Genomic DNA, 14,490 nt, shown 5'->3' with positions numbered 1-14,490 from the left:
CCGCCGAACTCCGTACTAAAGCTTATGCCATACCTAATTCTTCTTTTAATTTTTTAAGCATGAACCGGCTTGATTCATCCGCTCTTTCGCCGACCCAAGCGAAAACGGCATTCGTCGCAATTCCGTCGAACTTCATCTCTCTCATTTTTTTGAAAATCGTATCAAAATCAACCTCGCCTTGCCCGATGTCCAAATGCTGATGAACCGTTACTTTCGCGTCAGGCGGATTGACGATGTAACGCAGGCCGTGAGCCGCTTTATGATTAAAGGTATCTGCAAATAAAACATGTGTGAGGCGGCCGCCGGCTTCATCAAACATAGTCGCAATATCGCCTTTGCCGTCATCGTAAAAGAACGTATGCGCCGTCGAGTAGACAAGATTGATCCAATCCTTATCAAGCGCGCGGATCATATCCATCGCACCTTTGTGCGTCTCGATAAAATCGTACGGGTGGGCCTGCAGATTGAGTTTAACGCCTTCTTTTTCAAAGACGGGCAGCAGTTCATCCATGGATTTGATGAATTTTTCTTCACTTGTCAACGGATCATATTTTGAACCGCTGAATTCACTGTTCATCAAATCCACTTCAAGCTCAACCGCAATTTCGATCGCCCGTTTCCAGTTGCGCACGGCGGCCTGGCGGCGGTCTTCATCAGGTCCCGCCCAGTGGTAAAGCGGCAGAAGAGAGGACAGCTTCACGCCTGTATCCTTTAAAAGACGCTTCAATTGTTTGATTTTTGCTGAATCGACTTTCGGATATTTGTAGAAAGGACAAAAATCCTCACGCGGGGACAGTTCGATATACTCGTATCCGAGCTCCGCCGTTTTATAGACCATTTCCTCTAACGTTAAATCATCACGGTACATGGATGGATCTAAGGCCAGTTTCATTGCTTTCACTCCAAATCTATTATTTGTTCACAGTCGTAAAGGATTGATAGAATGCCGGTTTTTCTTGCAGCGCCACTGGCTCTTTCTGTCCGGATTCCTGAGCTTTTACGCACGCGTCAGTTGTCACCGCGGCAATATAACCGTCCCATGCCGTCGGACCGCTGACTTCGCCCTTTTTCCGGATCGAATCAATGAAGTCCTGAATTTCCGCATCATACGCAGCCACAAATCGGCGCTGCCAATCCATCAGGATATCGGTGCTGAGTTTTCCTTCTTTTCTCAAGCTGATGCTTGATGGCTCCGGAAGCTTGATGACACCGTCTTCCCCGACAATTTCACATTGAATGTCATAGCCGTATTTGCAGTTCACGTAGATTTCGGCATTGATGACGATGCCGCCTTTTGTTTCGATGATGACCATCTGCGGATCTTTCAGATGCGGCAGCGCATTTTTTGATTTCTTCGGATAGATGACTTGTACGGATTCATAATCGTCATTGACGAGCCAGTGGAGGACATCAATTTCATGAACGAGCGTATCAATGACGGCCATGTCTGTTGAATAATTCGATGCGACTGTCGGGTTGCGGTGCGCACAGTGAATCATCAGCGGCTCACCGACCGCACGATTGTCGATCGCTTCTTTCAGCTGAACGTAACCGCTGTCATATCTGCGCATGAAGCCTACCTGAACTAAACGTTTGCCCGTCTTCATTTCTTCTTTGACGATGCGCATACAGCCTTCTGCCGTTGTGGCGAGCGGCTTTTCACAAAACACATACTTGCCGTGCTGAATCGCTTTCAAAACGCTGGACTCGTGAGCCGGGCCCCAGCTTGTCACTAAGACGGCGTCCACATTTTCAGCAGCGAGGAGGCTGTCGTCATCAGGATAAACGGAGGCGTTTAATTCGAAATCCTGAACGGTCTGCTGCGCAGCCTCCTGATTCACATCTGTTACAGCGGTAATTTCCGCTCCGGACAGCTTATTTGTGATGCGGTTGATGTGCTCCTTTCCGATAGCACCGGTTCCGATAACACCTATACGTAAGTTCATTGATCGCCACTCCTTCTGATAATCAAATAATGGTTCTCGTCTTTCTTTTGTCGCTGCCGTCCTGAGGAGCACCGTACAGTTCCTGCTGAATCTGTTCAAGCGGATTGCCGGACGTATTCGGTGCGAAGACAAGCCCGATGGCCGTCACACATATGAGCAAAATACCGGCCATAGATGGTCCTTTTGCTGAAAGCTGATTCCGCCTTGGCACGATTCATATAAGCCCCCCCTCTAATTTGCAGGATCAAGCAGTTCACTGTCGATATACTTTCTCGCTATCAGCGCGTACTCAAGCGGATTGGCGATTGCCGGGTCTTGTTCGGCTTCAATGACGATCCAGCCTGAATAATCATGACGGATGAGCGTCCGGTACACTTCGGTAAAGTCGATGCATCCGTCTCCGGGAACCGTGAAAATGCCCTGTAAAAACGACTGCCTGAATGACTTGCCTTCTTGTCTGCACCGCTCCATAATGTCAATCCGCGCATCTTTGAAATGAACGTGTCTGATCCGGTCCATATGCTTGTTGAGAATCGTCATGCAGTCTCCGTCGGAGATATAGGCATGGCCGGTATCATAAAGTAAATGGACATACCGGGGGTCCGTTCCTTCCATCAGCCGGTCAACTTCTTCAGCCGTCTGGACGCCTGTGCCGAGATGATGATGAAAAGTGAGGTTCAGCCCGTATTCCTTCGCGATTTTCCCGAGACGGTTTAAGCCATTGCACAGCGTATCCCATTCTTCATCTGTGAAGTGCGGTTTTTTCTTAAATACATCAATGTCCAAGCCCTGGACACTGTACGTCTGTTCAGAAACGATGGCGGCATCTGCTCCGACTTTCTGCAAATAATCGCAGTGTTCCGTAAATGATTCAGCCGTTTTTTCAATACCGTCTTGAATGATAAAGCTGCTGAACCACTTCCCCGCAATCCGCAAGTTCCGGAGAGCCAGCTCCTTATTCAGGACGGAAGGTTCAGGGAAAAACCCTCCCGCTTCCGTTCCTTGAAAGCCGGCGACGACAATATCGCTCAACAAATGCTGCAGCGTATTCCCGGCTCCGATTTCCGGCATATCGTCATTGCGCCATCCAATGGGAGCGATACCCCACAGAATATCTTGTTTGCCCATCGTGATGCCTCCCCTCTAGTACTGCTTCGCAGACTTCAGCTTCATCTCTTTCGCTTCAAATGCCCGTTGAACGCTTTCTTGCTCAGACACTTCCGCCACACCGACGTGCCACCAGCTGTCATAGCCGTCCGTCATCGTTTTCGGCAGAACCTTCATTTCAATTAAAGTGGATACGTCTTGCGTTTTCGCATCTTCAAGCGCCGCCTTCAGCTCTTCAACCGTATTGGCTCTGTATGTTTTAGCGCCGTAGCCCTCTGCCACCTTCGCGTAATCAACGTTTAAAATCTGATTGTCCCCCGTGCGGAACTCGCAGAAATAACTGCCGCCGCCGTGATCCATCTGCAGGTTGCTGATACAGCCGAAGCCGGAGTTATCAAAGAGCAGGACATTGATTTTTTTGTTATATTGAAGCGCGGTAATCAGCTCTGAGTGCAGCATCAGAAAGCTTCCGTCACCGACGAGTGAATAGACTTCTTTGTCGGGGTGGGCCAGCTTGAGGCCGAGCGTGCCTGATACTTCATATCCCATACAGGAATAGCCGTACTCCAGATGGTACGTATTCGGGACATTGGAATGCCACAGCCGCTGCAGATCTCCCGGAAGAGAGCCCGCCGAACTGATGACGACGCTGTCTTCAGGAATCGTATCGTTGATGGTCAACAGCGCCGTTGTTTGCAGCAGCTCAGTCTCGAGTGCGTCGGCATACTCGTTTAACACGTCCTGTGAGAAATGGTTCTTAATTTCCGGTTCGAATGCGTCACGTGTAAAAGTGACTTTGCCGAGCCGGTCCCGTTCAGCGAGCCATTCATCTTTCCAGTCTTTAATCGCCGTGCCGAATGCACTTTTGTATCCGTCTAATAAGCCGTGCAGCCTGCCGAGCGTCACTTTCGCATCGGCTACGACCTGAAATGCGTCAAGCTTGTAAGCCTGCATGCGGCTGACATTGATATTCAGGAATTTTGCTTTGTCAAAATCAAACGCCGTTTTCGAGGATGTCGCAAAGTCCGTATACCGTGTGCCGACACCGATGATAAGATCAGCCTGACGGGCGGCTTTGTTCGCGGCGAGTGTGCCCGTGATGCCCATGCCGCCCAGATTGTTGGCGAAATCAGCTTCAACCGTTGACTTGCCGGCCTGCGTTTCGACAAGCGGAATGCCGTATGTTTCAGAAAGCGCAATCAATTCCTCGCGTGCCCCGGAATACTTCGCGCCGCCGCCCACTAAAATGACGGGACGGCTGCTCTCCTTGATTCTCTCCGCGGCGCCCCTCAGCTCACGCTCGCTCGGCTGCATCCGGTCCATGTAATGAACGCGTTTTTCAAAGAAGCGTTCATCAAAATCAAATGCTTCTCCCTCGACATCCTGAGAAATGCAGATTGTCGCCGGGCCCGCTTTTGCCGGATCCGTCATCACTTCAAAGGCCCGGATTAAGCTGCTCATCAGCTGCTCGGGGCGGGTGATGCGGTCCCAATAGCGGGACACGGGCTTTAATGCATCGTTTGTCGTGACGGCGGCACTGTATTCCTGCTCCACCTGCTGAAGCACCGGGTCAGGCTGCCTCGTCGCAAATGTATCAGCCGGAAGCAGCAGCACCGGAATGTTATTGGCCAGCGCCGTACCCGCGGCAGCCGTCAAATTTGCGGCACCCGGACCGACCGATGTCGATACCGCGTAAATTTTTCTTCTCAGCATCTGCTTGCTATATGCCATTGCGGCATGCGCCATGCCTTGTTCATTTTTGCCTTGATACACTTTCAGGTGCCCGGTGTCCTGCTCAAGCGCCTGCCCGATCCCTAACACATTTCCATGGCCGAAAATCGTAAAAATGCCCTCAACGAACGGCTCTTCATTCCCATCAACATGAATGTACTGCCGGTTCAAGAATTTAATCAGCGCTTGTGCTGTCGTTAAGCGAATTGTCTTGCCCACAAACGATCCCACCTTTTATACGTTCTATTTACCATTCAGGCTGTGCTGCGCTTCAATCAGCTCGAGGATTTCACCGGCAGCAGGCATGGCTTCTGACGAGCTGTGTTTGCTGACGACGATGGAAGCGGAAGCGCTCCCGTATTTTAAGGCCGTTTCAATATCCCGGCCGCTGACAAGTCCGTAGATGAAGGCAGACGCATAGGAATCCCCCGCTCCAAACGTCTTGAGCACCTTTGTTTTATAGGCGCGCGCCCGGAAAACTTCTCCCGATCTGCTGTATGCGTATGATCCGTCAACGCCGTGCTTAATGACAACAAGATCGGCGGAATGCGCAAACAAACGGCGGACGGTTTCATCGTTCTCTCCGCCGCTGCGGTTTTCCATCACGTCAAATTCGTCACGCGTTCCGATGACGATATCGGATTGTTCCGCCGCCAGCGTGTAATACACGGCGGTTTCTTCTGCCGATAGCCATGTATACGGACGGTAGTCGAGCTCAAAAACGACTTTTACGTCATGTTTTTTTGCGATATGCACCGCTTTTAGGACAGCTTCGCGCGACGGGCTTTTTGCAAGCGCCGTGCCTGATACGAGCAGCATTTTCGCGTTTGCGATGTAGCCTTCATTGACTTCCGACGGCTCAAGATACAGATCCGCCACGTTATCTCTGTACATCAGAATGCTGCACTCTTCGGGACTGAGAATTTCCGTAAAAGCGAGTCCGGCTTTGCGCCCTTCTTTGTCAACGGCCATTTGTGACGTATCAACGCCCTTTCCCTGCATATAGGAAACGATGAATCTGCCATGCTGGTCGTCCGGGATTTTGCCGATAAAACCGGCTTTTAATCCGAGCTTGGCGCTGCCGATTGCAATATTTGCCGGGGAACCGCCGACATATTTAGAAAACGTCATCGTTTCTTCCATCGGCCGATTATATTCCGCCGCGTTCAAATCAATACACGCGCGTCCGATCGCGACAATATCAAACTCTTTTTCTTCATTAAACGTATACTTCATCGTTATCTGCCACTCCTCACTTGTCAGCGTTCCAGAATCCATTCATGGGCCGGATCATTATGAAACTTCCATTTTCGTCTCGGTCCCGCCATTACATTCAGGTAGTAAGAGGTATACCCGTCCGGAACACCAACCGGGTGATAGCCCGCCGGCACGATGACAACGTTTTCATTTTCTGCGGTCATCGTCTCGTCAATCGAGCGGTCGTCCGTGTACACACGCTGGAAGACAAACCCCTGGGGCGGGTCCGTTTCATGGTAATAGGTTTCTTCTAAAAAGGATTCAGCCGGCAGATTGTCTTGGTCATGTTTATGCGGCGGATAGCTCGACCAGTTGCCGCTGTCCGTGTAAACTTCAACAACGAGAAGGCTGTTTGCCGATGGATCTGAATCGGGGAGAATGTTATGAACGGTTCGTTTGTTTGCCAGCTTGCCGCGATGTTCCACACTGTTGTCTTCCGCTTTAATCAGCTTTGTCGGAAGCTGGTGTTCGGACGGAGAGTAGCACAGCGCGACCCTCGCCCCGCTGACGGCTGTGATGTCAAAGGAGCGGTCATTGGACACATAAACACTGTCCGTCGGCTTTCTTTCGAATATGCTTTCACGGGTGCCGATGCTTTCAAATGTCTGATCATGATCCGTGACGGTGATTTTTCCCGTGAGCGCCACGATGCAGCACTCCGTCTTTTTCAAATCTTCTGTATATGTTGAGCCGGGAGCGAGATCAACGACTTTAAATCCGACGTATTTGAGGCCTGAATTGGCTGAAGTGATGTCATGTATAATGTTCACGCCTTGAGAAATCTCATCGGCCTGCGGTTTGCGCAGCAAATGACTCATGTGTATTCCTCCTTAATTGTGGTAAAAGAAAACCCGGACGGAATCACAAAGCCGTCCGGGCCGGCTGTCAGATCAATTGAAGTCAGGAGACGGGTATCGTGCCGTCACGACTTTTTTACGTGTATAAAAGTCAACGCTGTCTTTTCCGTTTGCGTGCAGTGTGCCGAAGAAAGAAGACTTCCAGCCCGAGAATGGGAAGAATGCCATCGGCGCCGGGACGCCAAGGTTGATCCCGAGCATTCCCGCGTCAATATTCTCACGGAAGTAGCGGATTGCATTCGCATTTGACGTGAACAGGCAGGCACCGTTCGCAAATTCAGACTGGTTGGCGATATCAACCGCTTCTTTTAAGTTTTTCACACGCATGACCGACAGAACGGGCGCAAAGATTTCATCTTTCCAGATCGTCATATCTGTCGTCACGTTGTCAAAAATCGTCGGTCCGACGAAATAGCCGTCTTCCGTTACATGTTCACGGCCGTCACAAAGCAGTCTCGCTCCCTCTTCGATACCTTTTTCAATATAGCTGTGCGTACGCTTCTTGTTGTCCTCGCGGATGACCGGGCCTAAGAACACGCCGTCATCCAGTCCGTTTCCGAGCTTGATGTCCGCGGCCTTTTCCTGTAATTTCGCCATAAACTCATCGGCGATTCCCTCTTCAACCGTCACAACCGCGCAAGCCATACAGCGCTCTCCTGCCGAACCGAATGCCGCGCCGATAATGTTTGTGACTGTATCTTCAAGGTGGGCGTCATTCAGCACGATCGTGTGGTTTTTCGCCCCCGTTAACGCCTGCACGCGTTTCAAATGTTCGCTGCCTTTTTTGAAAACATACTCGCCGACAGGTTTTGAACCGACGAATGAGATGGCTTTAATCTCCGGATGCTCAAGAATGCCGTTTACGACGTCATGCGCGCCGTGCACGATATTGAAGACGCCCTTCGGCAGACCGGCCTGTTCAAACAGCTCTGCCAGTTTTTCCGTTAACAGCGGCGTGCGCTCAGACGGCTTCAGAATGAACGTGTTTCCTAACGAAATGGCCATCGGGAACATCCAGCACGGGACCATCATCGGGAAATTGAACGGTGCGATGCCGCCGACCACCCCGATCGGATAGCGGTAGTTCGCCGCTTCTACATCTGTGGCGATAGAGGCAAGTGAATCGCCCATCATGAGTGACGGCGCGCCTGCTGCGAATTCGACATTTTCAATTCCGCGTCCCACTTCACCGAGTGCTTCTGTCGTGTTTTTACCGTTTTCCAAAGTAATCAGACGGGCAAGCTCTTCTTTGTTTTGCTGGAGAAGCTGCTGATAGTTAAATAGAATTCTCGCACGGCGCGGCACTGCCGTCTTTGACCATGTTTTAAACGCTTCTGACGCTGAGCGGACGGCATACTCCACATCCTCCTGCGTAGAAATCGGAACTTGGCACATCACTTCTTTTGTAGCCGGATTGACAACGTCTTCATATTGATCTGTCTTACTTTCAACCCATTCACCATTGATGTAGTTTTTCAGTTTTCTGATCTCTGCCATGCTCATTGCCTCCTTAAATAGTAAACATCCTGTTCAGCTGGGTAATAACGGATGGATATATTCATCTTTTACATACAAAAGACATGAATTAAACGCTTACAAATGCTAAAATGATGGTGTCTCCCATTCTTTCCATGTAAAAGTTGGTCATGTACCGACCCAATCAAACGGTTACATCTATCATTTTTAATTTTACGGGTTACATTTTGGTCATTTCTTGGTTACATTTTAATCCCCACGCCACTCCAAGTCAATCTAAAAAATCAAAATTTTTTCATTATTTTCATCATACCTTTTTAGAGCAGGAAAACAGGAACTTGAAGAACGGTGTCGAATCGTACGGGAGATCCATCTTTTTTATCATTTGTTAAGTAACTATTGATTAACTTTTGGTGTTTATTATATATTTTAATTACTTTAAGAATTCTAGAAGGAGTTTTTTTATGAAACTGATGCGGATTCAGGAGATGGAAGAATACATTCTCAAACACGGAGCCACTTCGCTGGATGAGCTGTGCGAGGTTTTCAACGTCTCTAAAAACACGGTCAGACGTGATATTAATAAGCTTGCGGAAAAAGGGGTGATCAAAAAGGTGTACGGCGGCGTGACGTCAGCAGAAAAATCCATGCTCGTCCCTTTTGAGAACCGCACCATTCAACATCAGGATGAAAAAATCAAAATCGCCCGTTATGCGTCACGGTTTATCGAGGATCACGATCTTGTGTTTATTGATTCCGGCACGACGACCAAATCGTTGCTGGAGACGCTTGATCCGGATAAGAATGTGACGGTGCTGACGAACAGTCTTGATATTATTAACGCCGCTTCATCCATGAAAAATGTCGACCTGATCATCATCGGCAGCAACTACAAGCGGAAGACAAGGTCATTTGTCGGCATTGATGATCCGAGCACCCTCAATAAATACAATATTAACAAGGCGTTCATGTCCGCTACCGGGACAACGATCACCCACGGCCTGACGAATTCCGACTTGCTGGAATACGAGGTGAAAAAGAAAATTTCCGAAAAGGCGAACGAAGTGTATCTGCTCGCGGACCATTCCAAATTCGGCAAATCCACGCTTCTGACATACGCGCCTTTCGACCGGCTTCACAGCATCGTCACTTCTCAGCAGCTTGATGAGGAATATACAAAGTATTGTCAAGAGCACCAAATCGACATTCACTTGGCATAGCGTTACAATTAATAGAGAATGCGCTGCCGTATTTTTCCGGCAGGCGCTGTGATATCCTAATCTACTTTTTCAGGGGGCGAAAACATGAGCAAAGTAACAATCGGCAAAACTGACCTACAAGTATTTCCGATCGGTTTGGGAACAAATGCGGTCGGCGGACACAATCTCTATCCGAATCTGAATGAAGAGACGGGAAAAGAATTGATCCGGGAAGCGATTAAAAGCGGCGTTACCATGTTAGATACCGCCTATATTTACGGGGTGGGCCGTTCTGAAGAATTAATCGGCGAGGTGCTGAAAGAGTTTAACCGCGAGGATGTCTTCATCGCCACAAAAGCCGCGCACAGAAAAGAAGGCGATGACTTTGTTTTCGACAACTCACCGGCCTTTTTGAAACAATCAGTTGAAGACAGCCTGAAACGTCTGCAGACTGATTACATTGATTTATTCTACATCCATTTCCCGGATGAGCACACACCGAAGGACGAAGCCGTCCAAGCATTGAATGAGATGAAAAAAGAAGGAAAAATCCGTTCCATCGGCGTCTCCAATTTCTCTCTGGAGCAGCTGAAAGAAGCCAACAAGAATGGCTTAGTCGATGTGATTCAAGGGGAATACAACCTGCTGAACCGTGAGGCGGAAAAGACTTTCTTCCCTTATACGACAGAACACAGCATCTCATTCATCCCGTACTTCCCGCTCGTATCCGGACTGTTAGCCGGCAAATACGACGAGAACACCACCTTCCCTGAAGGCGATCTGCGCAATGATCAGGCGCATTTCCAAGGGGAGCAGTTTAAAGAAAACATCAAAAAAGTCAACCAGCTCAAACCGATTGCCGAGAAGCACAATGCCGACACGGCGCATATCGTGCTTGCCTGGTATTTGGCGAGACCTGAAATCGACATCCTGATTCCGGGCGCCAAACGCGCGGATCAATTAAAAGACAATATGAAAGCAGCCTCCATTACGCTTTCTGCAGAAGAAATCGCGTTTATCGACAAGCTGTTTTCCTAAGAAAAAAGAAACACGCCTTTAAAAGGGCGTGTTTTTTTTTGAAGGTTTATATTTTTTTCACAGGGGAATGAAATAGTTATCTAAATAAACTATTATGCGTTCCAAAAAGATGAGGAGGATCATCTGTGAAGAAAAACACCAAAAAATACCTGATTTACTTTTTCGGAGCATTAGGCGGGCTGCTTTACGGTTATGACACCGGTGTGATTTCAGGGGCTTTGCTTTTTATCAACAATGATATTCCTTTAAACACGCTGACTGAGGGATTGGTCGTCAGCATGCTGCTGCTCGGTGCGATTTTCGGGTCCGCCTTAAGCGGGACATGCTCTGACCGATGGGGCCGGAGAAAAGTCGTTTTCGTCCTTTCACTCATTTTTATTCTTGGCGCGCTTGCCTGCGCAGCTTCGCAAACCGTCACCATGCTGATCATCTCACGTGTCATTCTCGGATTAGCCGTCGGCGGTTCAACGGCGCTTGTTCCCGTTTATCTTTCTGAGATGGCTCCGACAAAAATACGCGGAACGCTTGGCACATTGAATAACTTAATGATTGTAACCGGAATTTTACTTGCATATATTGTGAATTACATATTCACCCCATTTGAAGCTTGGCGCTGGATGGTCGGTCTCGCCGCAGTACCGGCGGCGCTGTTATTAATCGGAATCGCGTTTATGCCGGAATCACCGAGATGGCTCGTCAAACGCGGCCGTGAACAGGAAGCCAGACAAGTCATGGAAATGACGCACGACAAAGAGGATATCGCCGTTGAATTGGCGGAAATGAAACAAGGTGAAGCTGAGAAAAAAGAATCTACGCTCGGCTTGCTGAAAGCAAAATGGATCCGCCCTATGCTGCTGATCGGGATCGGCCTTGCCATCTTCCAGCAGGCGGTCGGTATCAACACGGTGATTTACTATGCGCCGACCATCTTTACAAAGGCCGGACTCGGCACCTCGGCGTCCGTTCTCGGCACAATGGGAATCGGTGTCTTAAACGTCATCATGTGTATCACCGCCATGATCCTAATTGACCGGATCGGCCGGAAAAAACTGCTGATGTGGGGAAGCATCGGCATCACCTTGAGCCTGGCGTCATTATCAGCCATTCTCCTTCTGGCCGGCCTGTCAGCTTCAACGGCTTGGCTGACCGTGCTGTTTCTCGGAATCTATATCGTCTTTTACCAGGCGACATGGGGTCCCGTCGTATGGGTCCTGATGCCGGAGCTGTTCCCGTCAAACGCACGCGGGGCCGCAACCGGATTTACGACATTGATTCTGTCGGCAACAAACCTGGTCGTTTCACTGGTATTCCCGCTTATGCTGAGCGCCATGGGCATCGGCTGGGTATTCGGAATTTTCTCAGTCATCTGCCTCACATCCTTCTTCTTCGCCGCTTACATCGTTCCTGAAACGAAGGGCAGAAGTTTAGAAGAAATCGAAACACACTTGAAAAAACGGTTCTCCTTAAAGAAGCGCAGCAAACAAAATCAAATTCTTAAACAGCGCACGCTGTAATGAAAAAAGGAATCGCCCCCGCTGGGCGATTCCTTTTTTGGCGTCATACCATAACTTTGCAAATATCATTCGTAAATTCGACCGGATCATGGATCGGCAGCCCTTCAATCAGAAGCGCCTGATTGTAGAGAAGATTTGTGTATAAAGCAAGCTTTTCCCGATCTTGTCCGTGCGCGTTCTTTAACGTCTCAAACACTTCGTGATTCGGGTTGATTTCCAGCACTTTTTCCGCTTTGACCTGCTGGCTGTCAGGCATGGCGTTTAACACTTTCTCCATTTCGATCGTCACTTCGCCGTCTGTCGCAAAGCAGACCGGATGAGATTTCAAGCGTTTTGATGCTCTGACATTCTTGACTTTATCCGCAAGAATGTCTTTCATGCTTTCAAACAGGTCTTTATATTCGTTTTCTTCGGCTTCAGTCTGCTTTTCATCTTCGTCACTGTCGATGCCTAAGTCGGCGCTTGATACGGATTTGAACTCTTTTTCCTCATAGCTTGTCAGCATTTTGATCGCGAACTCATCAATATCTTCCGTGAAATATAGAATCTCGTAGCCTTTGTCCGCCACCATTTCAGTTTGCGGCAGCTTTTCAATCCGCTCATATGAATCGCCGGACGCGTAATAGATATATTTTTGATCCTCAGGCATTCTGGACACATATTCATCCAGTGTGACGAGCTTTTTCTCCTTAGAAGAATAGAAAAGAAGCAGGTCTTTTAATACGTCTTTATTCGCGCCAAAATCATTGTAGACGCCGAATTTCAGCTGTCTGCCGAAAGATTCATAGAAAGATTCGTATTTTTCCCTTTTGTTCTTCAGCAGGCTCTTCAGCTCGGCTTTGATTTTTTTATTGATGTTTTTCGCAATCAGCTTCAGCTGGCGGTCATGCTGCAGCATTTCTCTGGAAATGTTCAGCGACAGATCTTCAGAATCCACCATGCCTTTTACAAAGCTGAAATGATCCGGAAGCAGGTCGGCGCATTTGTTCATGATCAGCACGCCGTTGGAATACAGCTCCAATCCTTTTTCGAATTCCTTCGTATAATAGTCAAACGGCATGTTTTCCGGAATAAACAAAATCGAATTGTAGCGCACCGCTCCATCGACGCTGGTGTGCACGTGGGTCAGCGGTTTATCGAAGCCATAATGCTTTTCAGCGTAAAAAGCCTCGTAATCCTCATCCGTCAGCTCGCTTTTGTTTTTTCTCCAGATCGGCACCATGCTGTTGACCGTCTGTTCTTCCTGAACCTCTTCAAATTCGTTCTCGCTGCCCTCTTTCGGCTTGTTGACCGTCTCTTCCATTTTGATCGGGTAGCGGATAAAATCTGAGTACTTTTTCACGATCGCTTTGATGCGGTAGTTTTCTAAAAACTCATCATAGCTTTCATCTTCTGTGTTTTCTTTTATTTTCAGGGTGATTTCCGTACCGACGGTTTCCTTGTCACACGGCTCGATCGTGTAGCCGGCAGCCCCTTCCGACTCCCATACATACGCCTCGTCACTGCCGAGCGCTTTACTTTTCACCGTGACTTTATCAGCCACCATAAACGCCGCATAAAACCCGACGCCGAACTGGCCGATAATGTCATGGCCGTCTTTCGTGTCATTTTCTTGCTTGAAAGCGAGTGAACCGCTTTTCGCAATCGTTCCGAGATGCTGTTCAAGCTCGTCTTTTGTCATTCCGATACCGGTATCTGTGACAGTGAGCGTTCTTGCATCTTTGTCCGCCGTCACTTTTATGTAGTAATTGTCTTGATCAAACGTTAAAGAATCATCGGTTAGCGCCTTGTAATAGATTTTGTCAATCGCATCGCTCGCATTGGAAATTAACTCTCTGAGAAAAATTTCCTTCTGCGTATAAATGGAGTTAATCATCATATCCAGCAAACGCTTGGATTCTGCTTTAAACTTTTTTTTCCGCACTTCAGATCTCTCCTTTAATTATGCTTTGATGGTATGTAAAATCTTTTCAGCATCTATTTATCATATGCGGTGACAATTGTCAACTGAATCAGCAGATGCATATATTGTAAATTTAACATGTTAATGGATTCATTTCACCCATTTTATCAATAAAAAAGAGAGAATGCTGATCATCCTCTCTTTTCTTCTTCTTTCCAGCGGCCGAATTCCTTCTTCATCCATATGTATGACGGGTAGAAAAACAAACTAAATAAGAGAAGTGATCCCATGTTTCGCAAAAACTCATGCAGAACATTTCTTACGGTGAGAGGAAATGTGATGTCATGAGAAAAAATAGCGATGACGATGGAAATAGCAAACCATATAGGGACAACGGTATAACAATAAAACGCTATCTCCTTCTTATGCTGTATCTTCAAAATATGTAAGCCTCCCAATGAT

General features: G+C 48.2%; 11 protein-coding genes and 1 pseudogene. 3 read left to right on the top strand and 9 right to left on the bottom strand.

Features of this window, described 5'->3' with window-relative positions; translation table 11 throughout:
• Nucleotides 1-22: 22 nt before the first annotated feature.
• From ICW23_RS07330 to iolA, 8 genes and pseudogenes are all read right to left on the bottom strand, one after another.
• Complete coding sequence (locus tag ICW23_RS07330) at nucleotides 23-892, bottom strand: sugar phosphate isomerase/epimerase family protein (RefSeq protein WP_064779175.1); 870 nt, start codon at nucleotides 890-892, stop codon at nucleotides 23-25.
• A 19-nt stretch (nucleotides 893-911) separates the two neighbouring features.
• Nucleotides 912-1,946 carry a bifunctional inositol 2-dehydrogenase/D-chiro-inositol 1-dehydrogenase gene (iolG, locus tag ICW23_RS07325; protein ID WP_188154252.1) on the bottom strand — a complete coding sequence of 345 codons (1,035 nt, stop codon included), beginning with the start codon at nucleotides 1,944-1,946 and terminating at the stop codon, nucleotides 912-914.
• Nucleotides 1,947-1,968: 22 nt separating this feature from the next.
• Nucleotides 1,969-2,121 (bottom strand): annotated as a pseudogene (locus tag ICW23_RS07320) (MFS transporter); the annotation flags it as partial.
• A 56-nt stretch (nucleotides 2,122-2,177) separates the two neighbouring features.
• On the bottom strand, nucleotides 2,178-3,074 hold the full coding sequence (gene iolE, locus ICW23_RS07315) for a myo-inosose-2 dehydratase (RefSeq protein ID WP_188154251.1): 897 nt from the start codon (nucleotides 3,072-3,074) through the stop codon (nucleotides 2,178-2,180).
• Nucleotides 3,075-3,089: 15 nt separating this feature from the next.
• Nucleotides 3,090-5,003 (bottom strand): 3D-(3,5/4)-trihydroxycyclohexane-1,2-dione acylhydrolase (decyclizing), encoded by a 1,914-nt coding sequence (iolD, locus tag ICW23_RS07310; protein WP_188154250.1) that lies wholly within the window; start codon nucleotides 5,001-5,003, stop codon nucleotides 3,090-3,092.
• Between the two features lie 24 nt (nucleotides 5,004-5,027).
• A complete protein-coding gene (gene iolC / locus ICW23_RS07305; protein WP_188154249.1) occupies nucleotides 5,028-6,020 on the bottom strand; it encodes a 5-dehydro-2-deoxygluconokinase in 993 nt (330 codons plus the stop codon).
• Between the two features lie 23 nt (nucleotides 6,021-6,043).
• Nucleotides 6,044-6,859 carry a 5-deoxy-glucuronate isomerase gene (gene iolB, locus ICW23_RS07300; RefSeq protein ID WP_188154248.1) on the bottom strand — a complete coding sequence of 272 codons (816 nt, stop codon included), beginning with the start codon at nucleotides 6,857-6,859 and terminating at the stop codon, nucleotides 6,044-6,046.
• 72 nt (nucleotides 6,860-6,931) lie between these two features.
• The gene (gene iolA, locus ICW23_RS07295; protein ID WP_188154247.1) at nucleotides 6,932-8,395 is read right to left on the bottom strand and encodes a methylmalonate-semialdehyde dehydrogenase; all 1,464 of its coding nucleotides are present in this window, start codon (nucleotides 8,393-8,395) and stop codon (nucleotides 6,932-6,934) included.
• Nucleotides 8,396-8,838: 443 nt separating this feature from the next.
• Between iolA and ICW23_RS07290 the strand changes: the two genes are divergently transcribed.
• From ICW23_RS07290 to ICW23_RS07280, 3 genes are all read left to right on the top strand, one after another.
• Nucleotides 8,839-9,594 (top strand): DeoR/GlpR family DNA-binding transcription regulator, encoded by a 756-nt coding sequence (locus ICW23_RS07290; protein WP_188154246.1) that lies wholly within the window; start codon nucleotides 8,839-8,841, stop codon nucleotides 9,592-9,594.
• A gap of 84 nt (nucleotides 9,595-9,678) precedes the next feature.
• The gene (locus tag ICW23_RS07285) at nucleotides 9,679-10,611 is read left to right on the top strand and encodes an aldo/keto reductase (RefSeq protein WP_188154245.1); all 933 of its coding nucleotides are present in this window, start codon (nucleotides 9,679-9,681) and stop codon (nucleotides 10,609-10,611) included.
• Nucleotides 10,612-10,736: 125 nt separating this feature from the next.
• On the top strand, nucleotides 10,737-12,125 hold the full coding sequence (locus ICW23_RS07280; RefSeq protein WP_016937415.1) for a sugar porter family MFS transporter: 1,389 nt from the start codon (nucleotides 10,737-10,739) through the stop codon (nucleotides 12,123-12,125).
• Between the two features lie 43 nt (nucleotides 12,126-12,168).
• Here ICW23_RS07280 and htpG read toward each other — a convergent pair whose 3' ends face one another.
• Nucleotides 12,169-14,049, bottom strand: a complete 1,881-nt coding sequence (htpG, locus tag ICW23_RS07275; protein WP_188154244.1) for a molecular chaperone HtpG — start codon at nucleotides 14,047-14,049, stop codon at nucleotides 12,169-12,171.
• Nucleotides 14,050-14,490: the final 441 nt, after the last annotated feature.

Source organism: Bacillus sp. 1021 (genome assembly GCF_014534735.1).
Lineage (GTDB): Bacteria > Bacillota > Bacilli > Bacillales > Bacillaceae > Bacillus > Bacillus siamensis.
Note: the sequence above shows the minus strand (reverse complement) of the source record. Positions and strands in the feature narration are given on the sequence as shown.